17 protein-coding genes are annotated in these 21185 nt (G+C 62.6%); 7 read left to right on the top strand and 10 right to left on the bottom strand.

What is annotated here, in order from left to right:
• The first annotated feature begins 75 nt into the window (after positions 1–75).
• The 7 genes from JOE32_RS02725 (at position 76) to JOE32_RS02695 (ending at position 8205) form a co-directional block, all read left to right on the top strand.
• Entirely contained in the window at positions 76–1905 is a 1830-nt protein-coding gene (locus JOE32_RS02725; protein ID WP_209981203.1) for an extracellular solute-binding protein, read from the top strand.
• A complete protein-coding gene (locus JOE32_RS02720; RefSeq protein WP_209981199.1) occupies positions 1902–3740 on the top strand; it encodes an extracellular solute-binding protein in 1839 nt (612 codons plus the stop codon). Before JOE32_RS02725 ends, JOE32_RS02720 begins: the two co-directional genes overlap by 4 nt.
• Entirely contained in the window at positions 3741–4814 is a 1074-nt protein-coding gene (locus tag JOE32_RS02715; RefSeq protein WP_209981197.1) for a microcin C ABC transporter permease YejB, read from the top strand.
• A gap of 1 nt (position 4815) precedes the next feature.
• Positions 4816–5835 (top strand): ABC transporter permease, encoded by a 1020-nt coding sequence (locus JOE32_RS02710; RefSeq protein WP_003235508.1) that lies wholly within the window; start codon positions 4816–4818, stop codon positions 5833–5835.
• A gap of 1 nt (position 5836) precedes the next feature.
• The gene (locus tag JOE32_RS02705) at positions 5837–7447 is read left to right on the top strand and encodes an ABC transporter ATP-binding protein (RefSeq protein ID WP_209981195.1); all 1611 of its coding nucleotides are present in this window, start codon (positions 5837–5839) and stop codon (positions 7445–7447) included.
• A gap of 151 nt (positions 7448–7598) precedes the next feature.
• Entirely contained in the window at positions 7599–7853 is a 255-nt protein-coding gene (locus tag JOE32_RS02700) for a hypothetical protein (protein WP_209981193.1), read from the top strand.
• Between the two features lie 22 nt (positions 7854–7875).
• Positions 7876–8205 (top strand): DUF6388 family protein, encoded by a 330-nt coding sequence (locus tag JOE32_RS02695; protein ID WP_209981191.1) that lies wholly within the window; start codon positions 7876–7878, stop codon positions 8203–8205.
• A gap of 7 nt (positions 8206–8212) precedes the next feature.
• Here the strand turns inward: JOE32_RS02695 and JOE32_RS02690 are convergent, their stop codons facing one another.
• The 10 genes from JOE32_RS02690 to JOE32_RS02645 form a co-directional block, all read right to left on the bottom strand.
• Positions 8213–9049 (bottom strand): serine/threonine-protein kinase, encoded by an 837-nt coding sequence (locus tag JOE32_RS02690; RefSeq protein WP_209981189.1) that lies wholly within the window; start codon positions 9047–9049, stop codon positions 8213–8215.
• Complete coding sequence (locus tag JOE32_RS02685) at positions 9046–9765, bottom strand: PP2C family serine/threonine-protein phosphatase (RefSeq protein WP_209981187.1); 720 nt, start codon at positions 9763–9765, stop codon at positions 9046–9048. The genes JOE32_RS02690 and JOE32_RS02685 overlap by 4 nt, the downstream gene beginning before the upstream one ends.
• Positions 9762–13124 (bottom strand): type VI secretion system membrane subunit TssM, encoded by a 3363-nt coding sequence (tssM, locus tag JOE32_RS02680; protein WP_209981185.1) that lies wholly within the window; start codon positions 13122–13124, stop codon positions 9762–9764. The genes JOE32_RS02685 and tssM overlap by 4 nt, the downstream gene beginning before the upstream one ends.
• 14 nt (positions 13125–13138) lie before the next feature.
• Positions 13139–14005: a type IVB secretion system protein IcmH/DotU gene (gene icmH / locus JOE32_RS02675; RefSeq protein ID WP_209981183.1), complete on the bottom strand. Its 867-nt coding sequence runs from the start codon at positions 14003–14005 to the stop codon at positions 13139–13141.
• Between the two features lie 5 nt (positions 14006–14010).
• Positions 14011–15339 carry a type VI secretion system baseplate subunit TssK gene (tssK, locus tag JOE32_RS02670; RefSeq protein ID WP_209981181.1) on the bottom strand — a complete coding sequence of 443 codons (1329 nt, stop codon included), beginning with the start codon at positions 15337–15339 and terminating at the stop codon, positions 14011–14013.
• Position 15340: 1 nt separating this feature from the next.
• Positions 15341–15826, bottom strand: a complete 486-nt coding sequence (gene tssJ / locus JOE32_RS02665) for a type VI secretion system lipoprotein TssJ (RefSeq protein ID WP_209981179.1) — start codon at positions 15824–15826, stop codon at positions 15341–15343.
• Positions 15827–15831: 5 nt separating this feature from the next.
• Positions 15832–17004, bottom strand: coding sequence for a type VI secretion system-associated FHA domain protein TagH (gene tagH, locus JOE32_RS02660; RefSeq protein WP_209981177.1), 1173 nt, complete (start codon positions 17002–17004; stop codon positions 15832–15834).
• A 2-nt stretch (positions 17005–17006) separates the two neighbouring features.
• Entirely contained in the window at positions 17007–17150 is a 144-nt protein-coding gene (locus tag JOE32_RS02655; RefSeq protein ID WP_209981176.1) for a type VI secretion protein, read from the bottom strand.
• 68 nt (positions 17151–17218) lie between these two features.
• Positions 17219–18739: a sigma 54-interacting transcriptional regulator gene (locus tag JOE32_RS02650; RefSeq protein WP_209981173.1), complete on the bottom strand. Its 1521-nt coding sequence runs from the start codon at positions 18737–18739 to the stop codon at positions 17219–17221.
• A complete protein-coding gene (locus JOE32_RS02645; protein WP_209981171.1) occupies positions 18736–21174 on the bottom strand; it encodes an AAA family ATPase in 2439 nt (812 codons plus the stop codon). Before JOE32_RS02645 ends, JOE32_RS02650 begins: the two co-directional genes overlap by 4 nt.
• Between the last annotated feature and the right edge of the window lie 11 nt (positions 21175–21185).

Raw genomic sequence — 21185 nt, 5'->3', positions numbered from 1 at the left:
CCGGCTTTTTCCAACCGGAACAAGCTGTTACTGTACCGACCATAAAGCCCAAGCCGCCTGGATCGGATCTCTGACTTGAAGCGTCCCCTCCTTCTACTAATAAGTCTGGCCTTGAGCTTTGGTGCGCACGCGACGATAACCGAGAGCCACGGTTACACGCAGTTCGGCACGCTCAAGTACCCGGCCAAATTTACCCATTTCGATTGGGTGAATCCTGCAGCGCCGAAAGGCGGTACCCTGCGGGTGATGGCGTTTGGCACCTTCGATACCCTCAACCCCTACACCTTCAAGGGCTCAAGCCCGGTTTCCACGCCCAACTTCCTGCAATACGGCGTTAACGAGTTGAACGAGCCGCTGATGGTCGGCACCGGCCAGTACGCGCCGTCCGGCGACGAGCCTGCGTCCAGCTACGGCCTGATTGCGCAGTCGGTGGAATACAGCGAGGACCGCAGCTGGGTGGTGTTCAACCTGCGCCCGCAAGCGCGTTTTCACGATGGCAAGCCGATCACCGCCTACGACGTCGCGTTTTCCTATCGCACCCTGCTCACCGAAGGCCATCCGCAATACCGCACCAACCTGCAGGAAGTAGCGCGGGTGGACATTCTCAACCGCCATCGCATCCGCTTCGTGTTCAAGCGCGCGGGCAACCCGTTGCTGATCCTGCGCCTGGGCGAACTGCCGGTGCTGCCCCAGCATTACTGGAAGCACCGCGACTTCAAGGCCACTACCTTCGAGCCGCCCCTGGGCAGCGGCCCTTACCGCATCAGCAAGGTCACCCCGGGCCGGCAACTGGTGTTCGAGCGGGTCAAGGACTACTGGGGTAAGGACCTGCCGGTCAACCGGGGCTTTTACAACTACAACAAGGTCGAAGTGGAGTTCTACCGCGACAGCGATGTGGCGTTCGAGGCATTCAAGGCCGGTGAGTTCGACATTTATATCGAGCACCAGGCCAAGAACTGGGCCAATGGTTACAACTTTCCGGCGGTCAACCGTGGCGAGGTGATCAAGGCGCAGATCGCCCACCAGATCCCCACCCAGAGCCAGGGCCTGTTCATGAACACCCGACGGCCCACCTTCAGCCAGACCAAGGTGCGCGAAGCGCTCGGGCTGATGTTCGATTTCGAGTGGACCAACCGCGCCCTGTTCAGCAATGCCTATAAGCGCGCCCTCAGCTATTACCCCAACAGCGAGTTCGCCGCCACTGGCATACCGGTCGGCCATGAATGGCTGATGCTCTCGCCTTACCGCGACCAGTTGCCGCCCAACCTGTTAACCCAAGCCTTCAGCCTGCCGCAGACCGACGGGCGCGGCATCCCTCGCGAAACTCTGCGTCGTGCCCTCGGCCTGCTCGGCGAGGCCGGCTGGAAACTGTCGGGCCAACGCCTGTTGAACAAGGACGGACAACCGCTGCGCTTCGAGATCCTGCTGGTCAATCCGAACCTGGAGCGCATCCTGCAGCCCTATGTCGAGAACCTGATCAGCATCGGCATCGATGCCCGCCTGCGCACCGTCGACCGCGCACAATACAAGCAGCGCCTGGATCAGTTCGACTTCGACATGATCCTGATCACCCTCAACCAGACCCTCAGCCCAGGCCTGGAACAGTGGCAGTACTTCCACTCCAGCCAGGCCGCGATCAAGGGCAGCAAGAATTTCGCCGGCATTGCCAACCCGGTGGTCGATCACCTGCTGGACCAACTGCTCGCGGCCCAGACCCGCGAAGAGCAACTGGCCGCCGGCCGCGCCCTGGACCGGGTGCTGCTGTGGCAGCACTACAGCATTCCCAACTGGTACCTCAACTATCATCGCCTGGCCTACCGCAACCGGTTCGCCTTTGTCACCACGCCGCCCTACAGCCTGGGCCTGAGCGCGTGGTGGCTGAAAGCTTCGGAGAAAGCCCAATGATGTCTTTGCGCAACGTCCTGCTGGGCAGCCTGTTGCTGTGCAGCGCCGCCCAGGCCGCGCCGCAGCATGCGCTGACCCTGTACAACGAGCCACCCAAGTACCCAGCCGACTTCAAGCACACCGATTACGTCAATCCGGACGCGCCCAAGGGCGGCACGTTCCGCGAGTCGAGCCTGACCGGCTTCGACAGCTTCAACCCGTTCATCAGCAAAGGCGTGCCCGCCGACAATATCGGCCTGATCTACGACACCCTGGCTACCCAGAGTCTGGATGAGCCCTTCACCGAATACGGCCTGGTGGCCGGCAAGATCGAAAAGGCCCCGGACAACAGCTGGGTGCGCTTCTACCTGCGCCCCGAGGCGCGCTTCCACGATGGCCACCCCATTCGCGCCGACGACGTGGTCTTCAGCTTCCAGACCCTGATCAAGGACGGCACCCCGCTCTATCGCACCTACTATGCCGATGTCGACGAAGTGATCGCCGAAGACCCGTTGCGCGTGCTGTTCAAGTTCAAGCGCACCAACAACCGCGAGCTGCCGCTGATCCTCGGCCAACTGCCGGTGCTGCCCAAGCACTGGTGGGCCAACCGCGACTTCAACAAGGGCAACCTCGAGTTCCCCCTCGGCAGCGGCCCTTATCAAGTGGCCGAAGTGAAGGCCGGGCGTTCCGTGCGCTATGAACGGGTCAAGGACTACTGGGGCAAGGACCTGCCGATCAACAAGGGCCTGTACAACTTCGACAACCGCATCACCGACTATTACCGTGATGCCACCGTGGCCCTCGAAGCGCTCAAGGCCGGGCAGTTCGATTACTGGTCCGAGTTCAGCGCCAAGAACTGGGCGAATGCCTACAACGTTCCGGCAGTCACCCAGGGTCGGCTGATCAAGGAAGAAATCCCCAACGGCAACCCCACCGGCATGCAGGGTTTTGTGTTCAATATCCGCAAGCCGATGTTCCAGGACGTGCGCGTGCGCAAGGCCATCAGCCTGTTGCTGGACTTCGAGTGGAGCAACAAACAGCTGTTCAACGGCGCCTATACCCGCACCCGCAGCTATTTTGAAAACTCCGACATGGCCGCCACCGGCCTGCCCGGCCCAGATGAACTGAACATTCTCGAACCGCTGCGCGACAAAATCCCGCCCGAGGTATTCACCCAGGCCTTCGAGCCGTCCAGAACCGACGGCAGCGGCATGATCCGCGCGCAGCAGCGCGAGGCCTACCAATTGCTGCAGCAGGCCGGCTGGAAGATCGTTGACGACAAGATGGTCGACACCACCGGCACACCGGTGACCATCGAGTTCCTGCTGGCCCAGACCGAGTTCGAACGCATCCTGCTGCCGTTCAAGCGCAACCTGGCGGACCTGGGCATCAACCTGGTGATTCGCCGGGTCGACGTGTCCCAGTTCGTCACCCGCCTGCGCTCGCGGGACTTCGACATGGTGGTGGGCAGCTTCCCGCAATCCTCGTCGCCGGGTAACGAACAACGCGAGTTCTGGAAGTCCACCAGCGCCGAAAAGCCCGGCAGCCGCAACTACATCGGCCTCAAGGACCCGGCCATCGACCAACTGGTGGAGGAACTGATCGATTCGGACTCGCGCACCAGCCTGATCGCCCACGCCAAGGCCCTGGACCGCGTGCTGCAATTTGGCTACTACGTGATTCCCAACTGGCACATCAAGACCTTCCGCGTGGCCTACTGGAACAACCTCGGCCATCCGAAAGTGTCCCCGCTGTACGACGTCGGCACCGCCACCTGGTGGGCCAAACCCAATGTGCCGCCGGTAACCGCCGCAGGCACCCAAGCTGACGCCGATCCGGCGAAGGGAGGCGATTGAATGCTGGCCTATATCGTTCGCCGCCTGTTGCTGATCATCCCCACCCTGTTCGGGATCCTGCTGATCAATTTCGTCATCATTCAGGCCGCCCCCGGTGGCCCGGTGGAACAGATGATCGCCAAGCTCGAAGGCTTTGAAGGCGCCACCAGCCGCATCGCCGGCGGCGGTGCCGAGGTGGCCGTGGCCGGCTCCAGCTACCGTGGCGCGCAGGGCCTGGACCCCGCGCTGATTCAGGAAATCGAGAAAATGTACGGCTTCGATAAATCGGCGCCGGAACGCTTGTGGATCATGGTCAAGAACTACGCCCGGCTGGATTTTGGCGACAGCTTCTTTCGTGACGCCAAGGTCATCGACCTGATCAGGGAAAAGATGCCGGTGTCCATCTCCCTTGGGTTATGGAGCACGCTGATCATGTACCTGGTGTCGATTCCCCTGGGGATCGCCAAGGCCACGCGGCACGGCAGCCATTTCGACGTGTGGACCAGCTCGGCAATCATCGTCGGCTACGCGATCCCGGCGTTCCTGTTCGCCATCCTGCTGATCGTAGTGTTTGCCGGCGGCAGTTACCTGGACTGGTTCCCCCTGCGCGGGCTCACCTCCAACAACTTTGACGAGCTGAGCGTGAGCGGCAAGATCCTCGATTACTTCTGGCACCTGGCGCTGCCCGTCACGGCGTTGGTGATCGGCAACTTCGCGACCATGACCCTGCTGACCAAGAACAGCTTTCTCGACGAGATCAACAAGCAATACGTGGTCACCGCCAAGGCCAAGGGCTTGACCAACCACCGCGTGCTCTACGGTCACGTGTTCCGCAACGCCATGCTGCTGGTGATCGCCGGATTCCCCTCGGCGTTCATCGGCATCTTCTTTACCGGTTCGCTGCTGGTTGAAGTGATCTTCTCCCTCGACGGCCTGGGCCTGATGAGTTTTGAAGCCGCGATCAACCGCGATTACCCGGTGGTGTTCGGCACGCTGTTCATCTTCACCCTGCTGGGGCTGGTGGTGAAACTCATCGGCGACCTCACCTACACCCTGGTCGATCCGCGTATCGACTTCGCCAGCCGGGAGCATTGAGATGAATCTGTCCCCCCTCAATCGCCGCCGGTTCGAGCGGTTCAAGGCGAACAAGCGTGGCTGGTGGTCGCTGTGGCTGTTCCTGATCCTGTTCGGCCTGAGCCTGGGCGCCGAGCTGATCGCCAACGACAAGCCACTGGCCGTGCACTACGACGGCGACTGGTATTTCCCGGCGCTCAAGCGCTACCCGGAGACCACCTTCGGCGGCGAATTCCCGCTGGAAGCCAACTACAAAAGCCCGTACATCCGCGAACTGCTCAAGGCCAAGGACGCCTGGACCCTGTGGGCGCCGATTCCGTTCAGCTACCAGAGCATCAACTACGACCTTAAGGTGCCAGCTCCCGCGCCACCGTCCAGCGTCAACCTGCTGGGCACCGATGACCAGGGTCGCGATGTGCTGGCGCGAGTGATCTACGGGTTTCGTGTGTCGGTATTGTTTGCGCTGACGTTGACCGTGCTCAGCTCGATCATCGGCGTAATCGCCGGCGCCTTGCAGGGCTTCTACGGCGGCTGGGTGGATCTGGCCGGGCAGCGCTTTCTGGAAATCTGGTCCGGTTTGCCGGTGCTTTATCTGCTGATCATCCTGGCCAGTTTTGTGCAGCCCAACTTCTGGTGGCTGCTGGGAATCATGTTGCTGTTCTCGTGGATGAGCCTGGTGGACGTGGTGCGCGCCGAGTTCCTGCGCGGGCGCAACCTTGAATACGTGCGCGCAGCCCGGGCACTGGGCATGCAGAACGGCGCGATCATGTTCCGCCACATTCTGCCCAATGCCATGGTCTCCACCATGACCTTCATGCCCTTCATCCTCACCGGCGCCATCGGCACCCTCACCGCCCTGGACTTCCTCGGTTTCGGCCTGCCGGCCGGCTCTCCGTCGCTGGGCGAACTGGTGGCCCAGGGCAAATCCAACCTGCAGGCGCCGTGGCTGGGCATCAGTGCCTTTGCCGTGCTGGCGATCATGCTGAGTTTGCTGGTGTTTATCGGCGAGTCCGCTCGCGATGCCTTCGACCCGAGGAAATGAGATGAATCAGGACAATCTGATCGAAGTCCGCGACCTCTCCGTCGAGTTCGTCACGGGCGAGCACCACCACCGGGTGGTCAACAACCTCAGCTTCGACATCAAGCGCGGCGAAACTCTCGCCCTCGTAGGCGAAAGCGGGTCCGGCAAATCGGTGACCGCGCATTCGATTCTGCGCCTGCTGCCCTACCCGCTGGCGCGGCATCCGAGCGGCACTATCCGCTATGCCGGGCAAGACCTGCTGACGCTCAAGGAAAAGACCCTGCGGCATATTCGCGGCAACCGCATCGCGATGATCTTCCAGGAGCCGATGACCTCCTTGAACCCGCTGCACAGCATCGAAAAACAGATCAACGAAGTACTCGGCCTGCACAAGGGCCTCACCGGCAAGGTGGCCACCCGACGCACCCTGGAACTGCTCGAACTGGTGGGCATTCCCGAGCCACACAAGCGCCTCAAGGCCCTGCCCCACGAACTGTCCGGTGGCCAGCGCCAGCGCGTGATGATCGCCATGGCCCTGGCCAACGAGCCGGAACTGTTGATCGCCGACGAGCCGACCACCGCCCTCGACGTCACCGTGCAACTGAAAATTCTCGAACTGCTCAAGGAACTGCAGGCGCGGCTGGGCATGTCGCTGCTGTTGATCAGCCACGACTTGAACCTGGTGCGGCGCATTGCCCATCGGGTGTGTGTGATGCAACAGGGTTGCATCGTCGAACAGGCCGACTGCGAGACCTTGTTCCAGTCGCCGCAGCACCCTTACACCCAGGAACTGCTGGCGGCGGAACCCAGCGGAGGGCCGGCCACCAATGAAGTTGGGCCACCCTTACTGGAAGTCGACGACCTGAAAGTCTGGTTCCCGATCAAGAAGGGCTTTTTGCGCAACACCGTCGATTACGTCAAAGCGGTGGACGGCATCAACTTCAGCCTGCCCCAGGGCCAGACCCTGGGCATCGTCGGTGAGAGCGGCTCGGGCAAATCCACCCTGGGCCTGGCGATCCTGCGGTTGATCGCGAGCAAGGGCGGCATTCGATTCGAAGGCCAGCAGTTGGATCAGCTCACTCAGCAACAGGTGCGGCCGTTGCGTCGGGAGATGCAGGTGGTGTTCCAGGACCCGTTCGGCAGTTTGAGCCCGCGGATGTGCGTCAGTGAAATCGTCGGTGAAGGCCTGCGCATTCACAGGATGGGCACGGCGGCCGAACAGGAAGCGGCGATTATTGCAGCGCTCAAGGAAGTAGGCCTGGACCCGGCGTCGCGGCACCGGTACCCCCACGAGTTTTCCGGAGGGCAACGCCAGCGTATTGCGATTGCACGGGCGCTGGTGCTCAAGCCCAGGCTGATTTTGCTCGACGAACCGACTTCAGCGCTGGATCGCACGGTGCAGCGCCAGGTGGTGGAGTTGTTGCGTGGGTTGCAGGCCAAGTACAACCTGACCTACTTGTTCATCAGCCATGATTTGGCGGTGGTCAAGGCGTTGAGTCATCAGTTGATGGTGGTAAAACAGGGGCAAGTGGTGGAACAGGGCGATGCGGCGACGATCTTTGCCAATCCCCAGCATGGGTATACGCGTCAATTACTGGAGGCTGCTTTTCTGGTGCCTGCTGCGGGGGCGTAACTTCGGTATTCGTCACTAAATAAATGAACTTTCTGCTCTGGATCAATCCCTAAACCTGCCTAATCGTTATCATCGGTGACGCTTTCAGGCGCGGTGGCTCTCCTCCACCCTCGCCTGAGAGGAAGTCATGCACCGCAGAGGTAAGCCCGGGATGCAACACAAACTGTCGAACAACCTGCAACCATTGCTGTTCAAGGCCTTGCTGTGGCTGGGCGGGGTCGCCCTGCTGTTCCTGATCAAGGACGTAGTCGAGATATTTTCAGACGAGCCGGTCGCCGGAACCTGGGTGGACCTGACGCTGGTACTGACGGCCTACCTGATGTTCTTTCTGTTGCAGCCGATCAGTTCCAGAATCGACCGTCGTCTGCGCAAACGCGCACGGCGCAACCTGCAGACCGACCTCTGAGATCTTGCAAAGGAGCACGCCCTTGTCCCAACCCGGCGATAACCATCAACTGGCTCTGGATCGCTTCCTGAGCGATCACCCGGCACTTGCAACCGAGCTGGACACCCTGAACCCGCTCGCCGCCCGGGCCAAGGGTGAAACCCTGGCCGAATACCGCGCCGAGCGCCTGAACGAAGCTTTTGAAGCCGAAGCCGAGCGTCAGGGCCTGTTCGCCTGGGAGTTGACACTCAAGCTCACCGCCGAATCGCCCGAAACCTTCGCCGCCCAACGCCTCGAAGTGCACAGGGAAGTGGCACAAATGGCCGGCCTGAGCTGGTCGGAATATTGCGAGCTGTATGACGTGGCCGAGTAGCCCCGAGCTACACGAACCAGCGCCATGATCGACCAGCCACTGCCTCGCGCATTTCCGCAACCGTGATCGTTCGTTGCTGCGGATCCGTCGCCAACGCCGCGCGCAAGGCCGACCAGCAATGGCGCGGTAACTGGCGGGGTCGTTTGAGCACATGAGTGGGGTGGCGTTCACCCGGACGCCGCCTTTGCGCCATTGCGTACAACACGCACGCTACGCCATACACATCCGCCGACGCTGAAAGCTCTCCCCCGCCCAGCAGCTCCGGCGCGGCATAAGCGGGCGTCCAGGCGCTGATGCGATGGCGGTCCAGACCTGGCAGCCCGGTCACTGCCTGCGACTGGCCCAGGCCAAAATCGAACAGGCGTATCCCCGTCTCCCCCACCATGACATTGCCCGGCTTCACGTCGCCATGCAGCACGCCCCGCCCATGGGCGTAGGCCAATGCGTCCAGCAGTTGCGATGCCATTGGCTGCCACTCATGCCAGCCGAGGCCCTCAGGACGTTCCAGCATGAGCCGGTCCAGGGTCATGCCGTGCATCAACTCCATGGTGAAAAACGCCAATTGGCGGGAGGTGTCGACGTCGAACCCGAATAGGCGAACCACTCCAGGGTGCGACAGGCCGCGTGTCAGGGAGAACTCGCTGTACAACAGCACATGGCCATCGGGGCACTCGGAAAAACATTCGCCGAGCACTTTCAAGGCGACGCTGGAGCAAGGCTCGCCAAACTGCTCATGCAACAGGTCGCGGGCACGGTAGACCACGCCCATGCCTCCGATGCCCAGCACGCGTTCGAGCCGATAGCGACCGGCGAGCAGGTCGCCGGTGCACAGGAGCGTTGTCATCGCTGGATCACCACGGCCGTGAGGTCGTCTCGCGCCGCGCCGCACAATACCGACTCAAACACCCGATCCAGCATCTGTTGCGGTGTGTCCAGGCTCAACGCCTGGCCCAGCTCGCCATGATCGAGTGCCTGGTAGACACCGTCGCTGCACAGCAGAAATACATCGCCAGGACGTGTACCGAGTTCCAGCACCTCAAGATGCAAGCGCTCGCGCGCGCCAACCGCCCGGGTCAGCGCCCTGGCATCCGGCTGGGCACCGGCCTGCTGCGCGCTCATCCGGTGCTCTTCCATCAGTTGCCGCATCCGCGAATGATCCCGGGACAGCAGGTAAAGCCTGCGCCCACGCCACAGATAGCAGCGGCTGTCCCCCGCCCAGACACACGCCGCGCGATCGCCTTCCAGCAGCAGTGCTACAACGGTGCTGCCGATAATGTCATGCGGGCCCTGGGCCGTATGCCGCAGCTTCCGGTTGACCTCTTGCAGGCAACACCGGACAGCGCCCACGCGCTGATCAAGGTCGCCGTGGCCAGCCATTGACGCCAGGCTGCTCACCACCCACTGGCTGGCCACGTCCCCGGCGCGATGCCCACCCATGCCATCCGCCACCGCCCAACACCCCCGCTCGGGGCAGTCGAGCAACGCGTCTTCATTGCGTGAGCGATCCTTGCCGCATAGCGTATGACCGGCACTGCGCCAGCGCGCAGGCGCCTGGCTCACAATTGCTCCGGCAACCGGAAGGTGCGCCAGTCCGCCATCTGGAACGGGCTGGGCGTCCGCTGACTGGTCAGCAGGTAATTGGCGCGCAAGCCTGCGAGGTCGGACTTGAGCACTTGCGCATCCCGACCGCTGGCGGGCTCGCTGTGCAGCAAGTCAAACAGCCTGAACAGCGACCAGGCTCCGCTATTTTTTTCAATACCCAGCGGCCGCTCGGCGCCCCGTTCCAGCACCAGGCTGCTGCGGCCATTGTCACCCTCGACAGGCCACTGGAACGCCATGGGTACGATGGGCCCATGGCGGTATTCCAGCTGTTGATCGCCCAGGCGCAGGATGGCGCGATTGACCGCCTGATCCAGGCTGTAGGGCGCCAGGCTGAAGCGCACCGACAACTCGCCCTGCTCGCTGAAAAATCCGCGCCGGATAAGCTGCACCTTGCTCAGTTGATCCAGCAGCGCGCGCGACACAGGCAAACTGCGACCGTCGATGCCCCGCAGGCGATGCCGACTGCCATCGGCGCTGATAAAAGGTCGCAGGTAAGTCTCCTGAAACCTTGCCAGCACGCCCTGAGGGCCGAAAAATTCCTGAAAGTCACTGAGGGCGACATCGCCGCCCGCGGTGGCATTGAACGGATACCGCTGGCGAATGGCTTTGCTGTAAACGCTGTACACCTCGCTCTGGTAACGCTGGTTCACATGCACGTAGGCCTCCTCCAGCAGGCGCTGCCAGGTGTCATCCGCAATCGCGCCGACCCACGCAGACAGCGGCAGCGGCAACCGGGCGGCGCCGTCGCGCAAATTGCCGAGCAGATCCTGCTGGCCATCCATGCGCCGCTTGACCCTGTGAAAGGCCGCCTGCTCCGGCGAACTTTCCCGAGTCAGCGTCGCCAGTTGCAGCTGCAACTGATCGGACAGTTGCAGCACATGGCTCACTGCCGTGCCAGGGTTGTGCTGCTCATCCAGCAACTGGTGCAAGGGCTCAAAACGTCGCTGCAACGCGCGTCGAGCGGTATCCGCCTGGGTATGCCCCAGCAATGGGCTGGCCAATATGGCGCCTGCCGCTTCGACCTTTGCGCCGAGCTCCCCGGCCTGACGCGCAACGTCGCCCAGGCGCTCGTTCGTGGGTAACAACCGGGTATTTTCCCTGACCTGCTGCAACACCTGCACCAGTGGCGACTGGGCTGAAGTGAGACCGGCCAGTTGCTCGGCAGCTCTTTTGAGGCTGTCGGTTTCCTGCAGCCGGATGCGCCCCAGTGCATCGCTCCAGGCCTCGGCGTACTCGCTGAAGTAGCGTTGTTCCAGTTCGAGCATCAGCCGGCGCAAGTCCATCGCGCTGAGGTCACTCGCCTCACCGAGCACCCAGTTATCCTGGGCGATGGCATTCACCAGGCGCGCACCCTGCGCCTCGAAATACAGCCAGTATTTTTTGCTGTAGAACCCCGGTATTGGCTGATCACTCGCAGCGAACAGGCTGCCCTCGGCAAGCCGCAAAGGCTCCAGGTTACGTGCCTGCTCTCGCAGCATCCGATAAACCACATCGGCCAGGGACTCACCGCGCAAGGTCTGGCGTGCCTGCGCCACCAGGTCATCGTCAAGCGGCGCCACGAAGGTTTGCCCCAGCAAACGCGCCAGGTGCAGGTTCAAGCGCGTTTGCGCCGAGCTGTCGGTGGCGTGGCGTGCAGACCACAGCGCGGCCATATGCTGCGTCAGCCAAGGATTGTCACGACGTTCCGGCAGCGCCAGCATCAGGTAGGCGCGCAGGTTGTCCAGCAGACGTTCACGGTCACCGAGATTGTTGCGCACCTGCTCTTCAAGCAACGCAGCCACGCGCGGCAACAATTGTTGCTGCAGGGATTGTGCGTAGGCATCCATCAACGTCGGGCGGCTCGCCGCGCCCTGATACAGTCCCGCGCGCTCCAGCCAACCGACCTCCCGCGATGCTGGAAAAACTCCGGTTGCCGCCAGGCGCGCATCCAACAGCGGCAATGCCTCCAGCGTATCGTCCGTCACCGGCAGCTCCACGGCCAGTGCCACCAACCGCGTCAGACGCTGCTGATTGAGCGCATAACTGTTTGCCCACAACCACCCCGCCGCACCGATAACAAGCGACGCGGCCAGCGCCCCTGCCCACTGGCGCCGGCGAATGCGCTGTTGCTCCTGGCCGTGGAGCGCAGCCAGGCCTGCCTCGGCGAAAATCACCCGGTTGAACAGGCCCTGGATAAAACGGGCACGCGGCTCGGCAGCACTGGTCAGGTAAAAGCCGCGCAAGCCGTTGATGCGCTGGTAGCGATGCGCTGAAAAACCCGATTCGATAAACACGCACAGGCGCTCGCCCAGTTGCGCCGCGTGCTGTGCAAAATCCAGCATCGGCCCACGATGCTGCAGGTTACGCTGCTGGTGCAGACGCGGGATCAGCTCACCACTCAAGCGCTGTAACAAGGCTTCGAACGCCTGGCGCACCTGGGCTATTTCGACTCCCCCCGCGTCTGCAACCAGGCACTCCCCCAGTACCGCTTCGGCAGCATCACCCTGGGTTGAATCGAAGTATTCGGCAAAACCCGTCAATCGGTCGGCCTGGGTCAGGACCAGGTAGACAGGCACGTCCACATGCAGGCTTCGCTGAATGTCCTGCAGCCGTGTATGCACATGCCGCGCGTGATGGTCCAGATCGTGATCGTTCAGGCCCAGCAGCGTTTCCACCGACAGAGTCACCACGACGCCATTGAGCGGACGCGCACGCCGGCGTGTCCTCAGCAGTCGCAGCAGCATCGACCAGCCCGCCGCGTCCACCGCCTGATCGGCCTGGGTCAGGTAGCGGCCGGCGGTGTCGATCAGGACCGCGTCATCGGCAAAATACCAATCACAATAAGGTGTCTGCCCGGTCGATGTGGGTTCGAGCCGGTCGAGCGGAAATTGCAGGCCACTGGCGGCCAGCAGGCGTGTCTTGCCACTCTGCGTCGCACCAATCAACAGGTACCAGGGCAAATCGTCACGCCAGCGCTGGCTGCGCTCGCCGTATCGGCCAGAGGTTTTCAGGGTGTGCAGCGCTTCCTTGAAGCGACCTCGCACGTGGTTCTGCTCGCTTTCAATGCGCTGGTATTGCGTCTGGTCGGCCTGGTGCTCAGGCGTTCGAAGGCGCGCTGCACGCCGCGCGCCGGCCACAACCATGGCCAGCCCCCACAGCAGAAACAACACGCTGATGGTCAACAGGCGAGCAGTCGACGACGCCCAGAACCGGTAATCGTCCACCGCCAGCAAAGGCCCTACGAACCAGACCAGCAGCGCGCTTGAAAGCACCAGCAGCAGGCTCCACACCCACATCTGAGCCAGCACGGCGCCCGCGTTCCTTACGAATGCGTTCATTCATTGCTCCATCGTTACAGGGGCGTCCGAGTCAGGTCCGGCGCCGAAAATTGAAAGGGTTGCAGGACCTTCGTACGCTCGGTGGCCAACACCCAGGCAAAACCCGAGTACATCGCCAACAGGCAGAGCAGGCACACTGCCGCCGCCCAGGGTGCAGAGATCAGCAACAGCCTTTTGCGGCGTACCGGCTCGATTGCCGACGGCAACGCCAGCACGGCAGGCGGGTCTCCCCTCACCTGCCGGATCTGTCGATACAGCCCGTCGCGTACCGCTTCGAGCTGCACCACGCCGCGTTCCATGACCCGGTATTTGCCCTCGAAACCCAGCGACAGGCACAGGTACAGCAGTTCAAGCAGCGCGAGGTGCTTGAGCGGGTCGCGGGACACTCGCTCCAGCAACTGAAAGACCTTTTCGCCACCGAAGGTCTCGTTATGAAAGCGACTGAGCAGGCTCATCTTCGACCAGTCGCCGGCGGTCCCCCATGAGGTGGTCACCACGGCTTCATCCAGCACGCTGCAGATCACATAGCGCGCCGACATGACTGCGGCGTGATCCGCGCCTTCATGCAGGGCGCGTGTCTCGAACTGCGTGACCCCCGCCGACAGCCGCTCATTGAGGCTATGCAAACTCTCGCGGCCGACGCTGGCACTGAGCCGATGCGGCTGCGACAGCAGCTCCCAGGCAGCGGATACCAGGGGATTGAGCCCGGCATTGAACATCTGCAGACCCTGCGCCTGTGCGGCGTAGATCATGCGGTCTTCCAGCTGTTCGAAACGCGGCGGCAACGCGAAATCCGTCAGCGGCCCCTGCACCGGTCCCGGACCGTCGCGGTCGAGCAGAACGGTTTTCTCGTCCTGAGGGTAGTCACTGTCCCTGTTCATGATGTTCAGTTCCTGATGGCCCAGAAGTTGAGTTCGAGCGCGCTAAATTCGCCGCCCACATGGAAGGCAAAACCACCTGACTGCTCCAGTTGCGTGATATCGCGGGCGCTGAGTTCGAGCATGAAATAGGTTTTGCCGGCATGAAACGGCAGTTGGCGCGGCGCCACCGGCAGCGGCTTGACCTTGATACCGGCCAGGTGCAGGTTGACCAGCTCGCGTATACGCTCCACCGGTCCGACCTTGAGATGCGCCGGCAAACGCTGGCGCAGCTCCTCCGACTCACAGTGGGCGCTGGCCGCGAGAACGAAGGTCGCGCTGCCCAGCAACTTGAGGTCGCCCACGGGGCAGACCAGCACGCCGTACTGACGCGGTTGCAGCACCAGTTCCATGGCATGCTGCTCCAGCACCATGGACAGCGCGCTTCGCAGCCCTTCCATCAAGCCGCGAAAACTGGCGCCCTGGTCGTTGTGCCGATAACGCACGTCCCACTGCGCCCGCCGGGTGTCATGGGCAAAGGTCGACAATTCGCCGAGGATGCCCAGTAACTCTCGGTACAACGCTTGCGGACGAACCTGGGCCTGGCTCAGGTAATGGCGCAGCACCAGCTCGCCCCGATTGATCAACTGCAGCATCAGAAAGTCCGCAATGTGCGTACCCGAAGCCGCACCATTGCCCTGAACCCGCCCGGCAATGGCGTCCCCGCGACACGCCAGCAGACTGATCACTTCCTTGAGGCACGCGCCCATATAACCCGCGCCCTGGAGATAGATGAAGGTCGGCACGAAGTCCGCATCCAGGCTCACACCGTCGTCCTGCGTGGCGTCCAGGACTTGAGCGACCTGCAGCGTCACGAACGTCTGGTTACTGTGCTGTTCGCCCAGCAACAGGCGCAGATTCGGATGTCCGCAGCTGATCTGGCAGCGTGAGTCGACCCCGGCATTCGAATCACCGACCTCTGTGGTACAGGTGACATAGCGGGCCACCACCTCGGCCTGCTCCGGTTGACGGGCCTCGATCTGGTTACCGATCGCCAACGGTAATGCCAGGTAAATACCCTGTCTGCCGACGTTGGCCGGCACCTGCAGCATCAGCGGTTCCATGGCGCCGCTCAGCTCGAACAGGCTGCCATCGGGCAGTACGCCACTGGCCTGGGTCACGACAAACTTGCCGAGCTTGAGGTACTGCACATCCACTTCGAGGCTGAGAAACCCCCAGGCATCACTGCCCAGCAAGCGGGTGCGATTGAGTTGCTGGTTGTAGTAGCGGTCCTGGTGTTGCAGGTGCTGGGGCCGCAACAACATGCCTTCCTGCCAGATAACGTTATGAACCTGCATATCAGTTCTCCAACGCATCGGCGGGCAGGTTGGCAAGACGTATGCCGTCCTCGTCCAGCACCAGATCGGCACGGGTCAGTCGGCCCGGGGTCACCGGCACTACCAGCCGCCATTGCACGTGAGGCAAGTCGCGATAGGCTGCGAGCACACCCACATAGCGACTGTGCGGCCCGACGCTGAGCTTGAGTGCCAGGCGATCGCCGGGGCGCATTTCAAGTTCTTCTGCGCTCACCCAGTCCTTGGGCAGCGTCTGCTCGGCACGCCCATACAGGCTGAAGAAGTCCGCGTTTTCGAACGCTGCGGGGTGGCGCAGCTCAATCAGTTGCATGACCACCGGAGAGGGACGACCGTGCAGGTCAGGATTGACCCGTTCGCTGGCCGCCACTGTCAGGTCGAGTTTGGTCAGGGTCGAAAAGGGCGACAATGCGCTGCACCCGGCCAGCAAGCCGAGCAGCACCAGCATTGATACAAAGGTGACTCTGTGCATGAAGATCATCCCGGGCAAGCCGCATGAATGGTGGAAATCAGGCGAACCTGCTCGTCGTAGGCCTTGGCAAAGTCATTGCCCAACAGGCCCTCGTTTAACGGCTCTTCCTCGAGCAGGCGCTGATAGTGGCGTTGGTAGGCGCGCCAGTGCGCACCGTCGGCGTTGAACCTGGGCGCTTTTGCCTGGCGCTCGAAGCACAACATCAGGTGGCTTGGCGCGAACACGCGGTACCCATTGCGCAGCGCGGTACGACACGCCGTCAGCAGGGCAACCTGATGGGATTGCAGGTCCCGGTGGGCTTGGACCATGGCGGTCTCGGCCGGCAATTGCCCCCACTCGTTCATGCCCAGCAAAGCCGCCAATGCGGCTTCACTGTCGGAACAATGGCGCAGGGGGTTGGCGCTCTGTAAGCGGGATTCTGGAGGTGTCAGGTTCGACTCTTTTTTCAGCTCGTCGCAGGTGCGCAGACTCTGCTGCAAGCCCTCGACACCCTGCTTGAGCAAACTGGCAACCTTGATCGCCAACGCTTCGCGCCGTGGGGTGTCGACGCCATTGAGGTCAAGCCCGAGTGCCGCCGAAAACTGCCCCCAGAACGACGCATGCAAAGCCGGCGTCTTTTCACGGTATTCGCGCGCAGGCGCATCGGGAACAGGCTCGGCCCGGCGCGGCAGACTCATATAGTCCCTTTCCGGCGCCTGCTGATAAACCCGTTGTGAGGGTTCGTCGTTGGTTGCGACGGTTTCATCCGGTGACGACTGAGCCCGATCCATCGCCCGGAGAGGATCCAGCCCGAGAAAAGCATCATCGGGAATCGGCTCACTGGCTGCCATCTGCAGTCCGCCATGCCGGGCCGGTGATGTGTCCAGCCGCGCCCTTATGGCCAGTGCACCCAACTGGAATATGTCGCCATCTTCGACCAGGCGCGCCTGCCCTTTGCACAGCCGCTCGCCGCTGCCCGCCACGCAGATTCCATTGCTGCTGATGTCGGTCAGAAAATACTGACCTTCGCGAAAACTCACCAACCCATGGTGGCTGGACAGCAGCCGACTCGGGTCGGGAATGACCCAGTCGCAACCGGCGCCACGCCCAATAACGCCGCCGGCCTCGGTGAACCGTTTGGGGGCCGTGGATGCGGAGTCTGCGCCTGCGCTTTCATACACTTCAAACACCAGTTGCATGGTCATACCTCCTTTTGCAGGCTACGCGTGCCGGCCTGCGGATCGCCCAGCGGACGGTAATCAGCATCGTCAAACACGTAGTTGGCGTTGCAGCCGCTCAGCAAAAACAGCGCAAGCACCAGGGCCTGCCACGGACAGTCAAGCATCAGGTATCTCCCGGAAAGTGACGCGGGGCGGCCCGGATAGACGGGGCGCCGGTGATAAGAAGAAATAGTCAGCATTCGCCCCTGGCCTCGCCGCAGGGAATATTCAAACGCGCAAGGCGGTAGAGCAGCGTGCGCCGCGCCACCCCCAACTCACGCGCGGTGCGGGTGCGATTGCCGCGATTTCTGTGCAGGCAATCGATCAGCACCGTGCGCTCAACGCGTTCCATACGCTGGCGCAACGTGGTGTCCACGACAGTGACCGGGCTGGGGGCCAACGCGAGGTGCACCGGCAGGATCACGTCTTCGTCACACATCAGCACGGCACGCTCCACCAGGCATTTGAGTTCGCGCACATTGCCGGGGAAGTCGTGATTCGTCAGTTGGTCGAGGGCCTCACTGGACCAGCCGACGGGCCCTCGTCCAAGTGCCACACAGGCCTTGTCCGCGAAATGCCGGGCGAGCTGCAGCATGTCGCCGTCTCGATCACGCAGCGCCGGCAGCTCGATCGGAAATTGTGCCAACCGGTAATACAGATCCTCACGAAAACTGCCATCGGCGACCATTGCCGCGAGGTCGCGGTGCGTCGCGGCAATGATTCGCACGTCGACCCTGTGCGAGGCATTCGCCCCCAAGGGCCGAATCTCGCCTTCCTGCAACACACGCAGCAACTTGGCCTGTAACGACAGCGGCATATCGCCGATTTCATCCAACAGCAACGTGCCACCGTCGGCCGCGTCGAATAGCCCCGCGTAGTCACGCAGCGCTCCGGTGAACGCACCTTTGCGATAACCGAACAGTTCGCTCTCCAGCAGCCCCTCTGGAAACGCCGCGCAGTTCTGCACCACAAAGGCCTTGTTACTCCTCTGGCCTGCGGCGTGGATGGCGCGCGCCACGACTTCCTTGCCGGTACCGGTTTCGCCGCGCAACAACACCGTATAGGGCGTGCGCAAAACCTTGCTGATCAGACGGCAAGTCGCTTCCATCGCCGTACTGCTGCCAATCAGGCCAAACACGCGCGCCAGCGAAGCGCCAGACTTCAACTCGGTGAGCTCAGGCGCGGCACGCGACGCTCTGGCCAGTTGCCCCAGGGCAAAGCTGCCCAATTGCGCCAACGACGCCACATAGCCTTGCAACGCAAGCGGACGCTGGCTGGCACACAGCAGCACTGCACTGACGGCGTCGCCTCGGCAACACAACGGGATAGCGCAAAGAGAGCGCCAGGGTGTCGTCGCCTCAGGCAAAAAACCGCAGTCATACACACACTGGCTCACGTCATCCAGGGCGACGGCTTGCCCCTGGGTCAGGACGTACTGCAACAGCTGCTCATCCTGCGCTCCCTGGCCCAGAGCCGGATCGCTCGATGACCGACCTCCGTGCAAATGCTGGGCAATCAGCTCAAGCCTGCCGGTGGCTTTATCAAGCCGGTACAGTTGGCCAAGCTCGCACTGACTCAGTTGTGCCACACCCGCCACGCAAAGGTCGGCCAGGGTGTTTTCATCAGCCCCCCGGCCCAGCCGGCAGAACCAGCCCATCAAGGTTTCTGCGTATGCCAGGGGCTGCGGCAGTCGGCTAAACATTTCGTCGGTCATTGGCTGAACTCACACGCCGGTCGACCGGTACTGTCCAGCGACGCATGGACCAGCGAGAGAGACTCTCCTACGGCCGTTGCCGCGAGCAGGCGGTCCACGATCTGTGGCAGCAGGCCGGTCTCGATCCATTGGTCGATGTAACGTGCGCCGCTGTCACCATGGGCACAGCGTTGGGCCATGTGCGCAAGCAGTTGCGGCGTATAGGTGAAGGCCAGCTTGCGCCGGACCAGCCGGTGCCCGAGACGAACGAGCTTGAGCCTGACCACCTCACCCAACACCTCGGCGGTAATCGGGTAATAGGGCACCACACGCATCCGCGCCAGCAATGCGGGTTTGAAGCAGGCGCGCAACGACGGAAGAAGCGCCTCGTGCAAAACCTCGAGCTCGGGGCGCCGACCGTGGGCACACAAGGCACTGATGCAATCGCTGCCGAGGTTGGAGGTCATCAGGATCAGAGTGTTGCGAAAATCGATCTCACGACCTTCGCCATCATTGGCCAAGCCCTTGTCAAACACCTGGTAGAACAGGTTCAGCACTTGCGGGTCAGCCTTCTCCACTTCATCAAGCACCACCACCGAATACGGACGCTGACGCACCGCTTCGGTGAGGACGCCGCCTTCGCCGTAACCGACATAACCGGGCGGCGCGCCGATCAACCGGGACAGTGAGTGTTGCTCCTGGTATTCCGACATATTAAGGAAGGTGACAAACCGCCGTCCGCCGTACAGCAGGTCCGCCAGCGCCAGTGCCGTTTCGGTCTTGCCCACGCCGCTCGGTCCGACCAGCAGAAACACACCCACTGGCGCGTCAGGCTCGTTCAGCCCGGCCGCCGTGGCGCGCATGCAGCGGTCAAGCGCCTGCACCGCGTGATCCTGGCCGAGGATCCGTGCGCCCAGCGCATCGGCAAAACCCAGCACCTTGTCGCTGTGTTCAAGCACCAACTGCTCGGTGGGAATGCCGGTCCATGCGCTGATGACCTGAGCCACCAGGCGTGGGCAAACCTCAGGCTGTTCGGGTGATTGTTCGCGCTGTTCAAGCCAGGTCTGCTCCAACGCCTGGTGCTCGCGTTCGACAGCCTCGAGCCGCGATTCCAGCGCTTGCAGCACGGACCCATCGACACGCAAGCCGGCATCAGCGTCGCGGCGCAGCGCATGGTGTTGCTGCCGGCCTTCGGCCAGTTCGGCACTCACACGCTGCAACGCCTCGGGGGGCACGGCCAGATGTGTACGCGCCCTTGCGCACGCGGTGTCCAACACATCCACCGCTTTATCCGGTAGCTGGCGCCCTGCCAGGTAACGCGCGCTCATGTGTGCCGCCGCGACGACGGCATCGTCGCGTACGTAGACACCGTGGCTGGCCTCGTAGACCGGGACCAGCCCGCGCAGGATGGCGACAGCTTGCTCGACACCGGGTTCGCCCACCCGTACCGGTTGAAAGCGTCGCGCCAGCGCCGGGTCTTTCTCGATATGCTTTTTGTATTCCGACCAGGTGGTGGCGGCGATGGTACGCAGCTCGCCACGGGCCAGCGCGGGCTTGAGCAGGTTCGCCGCGTCGGACGCCCCGCCCTGCCCGCCCGTGCCCACCAGGGTATGGGCCTCATCGATAAACAGGATCACTCGTTGGGGCGACGCATTGACCTCGTCGATCACGCCCTTGAGGCGGCGCTCGAACTCGCCCTTGATCCCCGCCCCCGCTTGCAGCAGGCCCAGATCCAACGTGAGTACACGCACCTGCTGGAGCGACGGCGGCACCCGCGATGCGACGACTTGCAGAGCAAAGCCCTCGACAATCGCGGTTTTACCCACCCCGGCCTCCCCGATCAGAATCGGGTTGTTCTTGCGCCGGCGGGTGAGGATGTCGACCAGCTGTCGAATTTCGGCATCGCGACACAGCACCGGGTCAATCAGACCTTCGCGCGCCTGATGCGTGAGGTCATGGGTGAAGCGTTGCAACAACGAGTCCGCCGCCGGACTATTTGCGTGCGGCTGCTGACTCAGCAGAAAGTCGCGCACGCGGTCGGCATCCAGGCGGCTCAGCACCTTCTGGCAGGCGCTGCCTGCGTGTTCCAGAGGATGACGCAGCAGCGCCAGCAACAAGGCGCCCTGATCGACCTCCGGCTGCCCCAGTTCCACCTGTGCCACCCTCCGTCCCTGTTGCAACCAGTGCACCAGCGTCGCAGCGAAAACCGGGTTGCAGGTTGCACAGTGTTCGCTCTTTGGATAAAGCGTCGACTCGAGCTCCGACACTTGTACACCCGCGTCTGCCAGGGCCCGCGCCAGCAGACCGTCGACGTGCTCCAGCAGCACCAGCAGCAGGTCCTCTACCAGCACCTCGCGGCCACCGCGTGCGACACAGCGCTCAGCCGATCGCTCAAGGTCGTATCGGGTCTGCGCGGCCAGGGTGCGGATAAGTTGTTGCAGATCTACATTCATCATAATCATCGATC

Origin of the sequence: Pseudomonas sp. PvP025 (assembly GCF_017832155.1) — a bacterium.
In the GTDB taxonomy this organism is placed as follows: domain Bacteria; phylum Pseudomonadota; class Gammaproteobacteria; order Pseudomonadales; family Pseudomonadaceae; genus Aquipseudomonas.
This window is presented reverse-complemented; position numbering and strand designations above follow the sequence as displayed.

Bases quoted from the DNA above. Each gene is read 5' to 3' on its own strand.
- JOE32_RS02720 (WP_209981199.1), top strand. From the start codon at position 1,902: ATGATGTCTTTGCGCAACGTCCTGCTGGGCAGCCTGTTGCTGTGCAGC.
- JOE32_RS02715 (WP_209981197.1), top strand. From the start codon at position 3,741: ATGCTGGCCTATATCGTTCGCCGCCTGTTGCTGATCATCCCCACCCTG.
- JOE32_RS02710 (WP_003235508.1), top strand. From the start codon at position 4,816: ATGAATCTGTCCCCCCTCAATCGCCGCCGGTTCGAGCGGTTCAAGGCG.
- JOE32_RS02705 (WP_209981195.1), top strand. From the start codon at position 5,837: ATGAATCAGGACAATCTGATCGAAGTCCGCGACCTCTCCGTCGAGTTC.
- JOE32_RS02700 (WP_209981193.1), top strand. From the start codon at position 7,599: ATGCAACACAAACTGTCGAACAACCTGCAACCATTGCTGTTCAAGGCC.
- JOE32_RS02690 (WP_209981189.1), bottom strand. From the start codon at position 9,049: ATGACAACGCTCCTGTGCACCGGCGACCTGCTCGCCGGTCGCTATCGG.
- tssM (WP_209981185.1), bottom strand. From the start codon at position 13,124: ATGAACGCATTCGTAAGGAACGCGGGCGCCGTGCTGGCTCAGATGTGG.
- icmH (WP_209981183.1), bottom strand. From the start codon at position 14,005: ATGAACAGGGACAGTGACTACCCTCAGGACGAGAAAACCGTTCTGCTC.
- tssK (WP_209981181.1), bottom strand. From the start codon at position 15,339: ATGCAGGTTCATAACGTTATCTGGCAGGAAGGCATGTTGTTGCGGCCC.
- tssJ (WP_209981179.1), bottom strand. From the start codon at position 15,826: ATGCACAGAGTCACCTTTGTATCAATGCTGGTGCTGCTCGGCTTGCTG.
- tagH (WP_209981177.1), bottom strand. From the start codon at position 17,004: ATGCAACTGGTGTTTGAAGTGTATGAAAGCGCAGGCGCAGACTCCGCA.
- JOE32_RS02655 (WP_209981176.1), bottom strand. From the start codon at position 17,150: ATGCTTGACTGTCCGTGGCAGGCCCTGGTGCTTGCGCTGTTTTTGCTG.
- JOE32_RS02650 (WP_209981173.1), bottom strand. From the start codon at position 18,739: ATGACCGACGAAATGTTTAGCCGACTGCCGCAGCCCCTGGCATACGCA.
- JOE32_RS02645 (WP_209981171.1), bottom strand. From the start codon at position 21,174: ATGATGAATGTAGATCTGCAACAACTTATCCGCACCCTGGCCGCGCAG.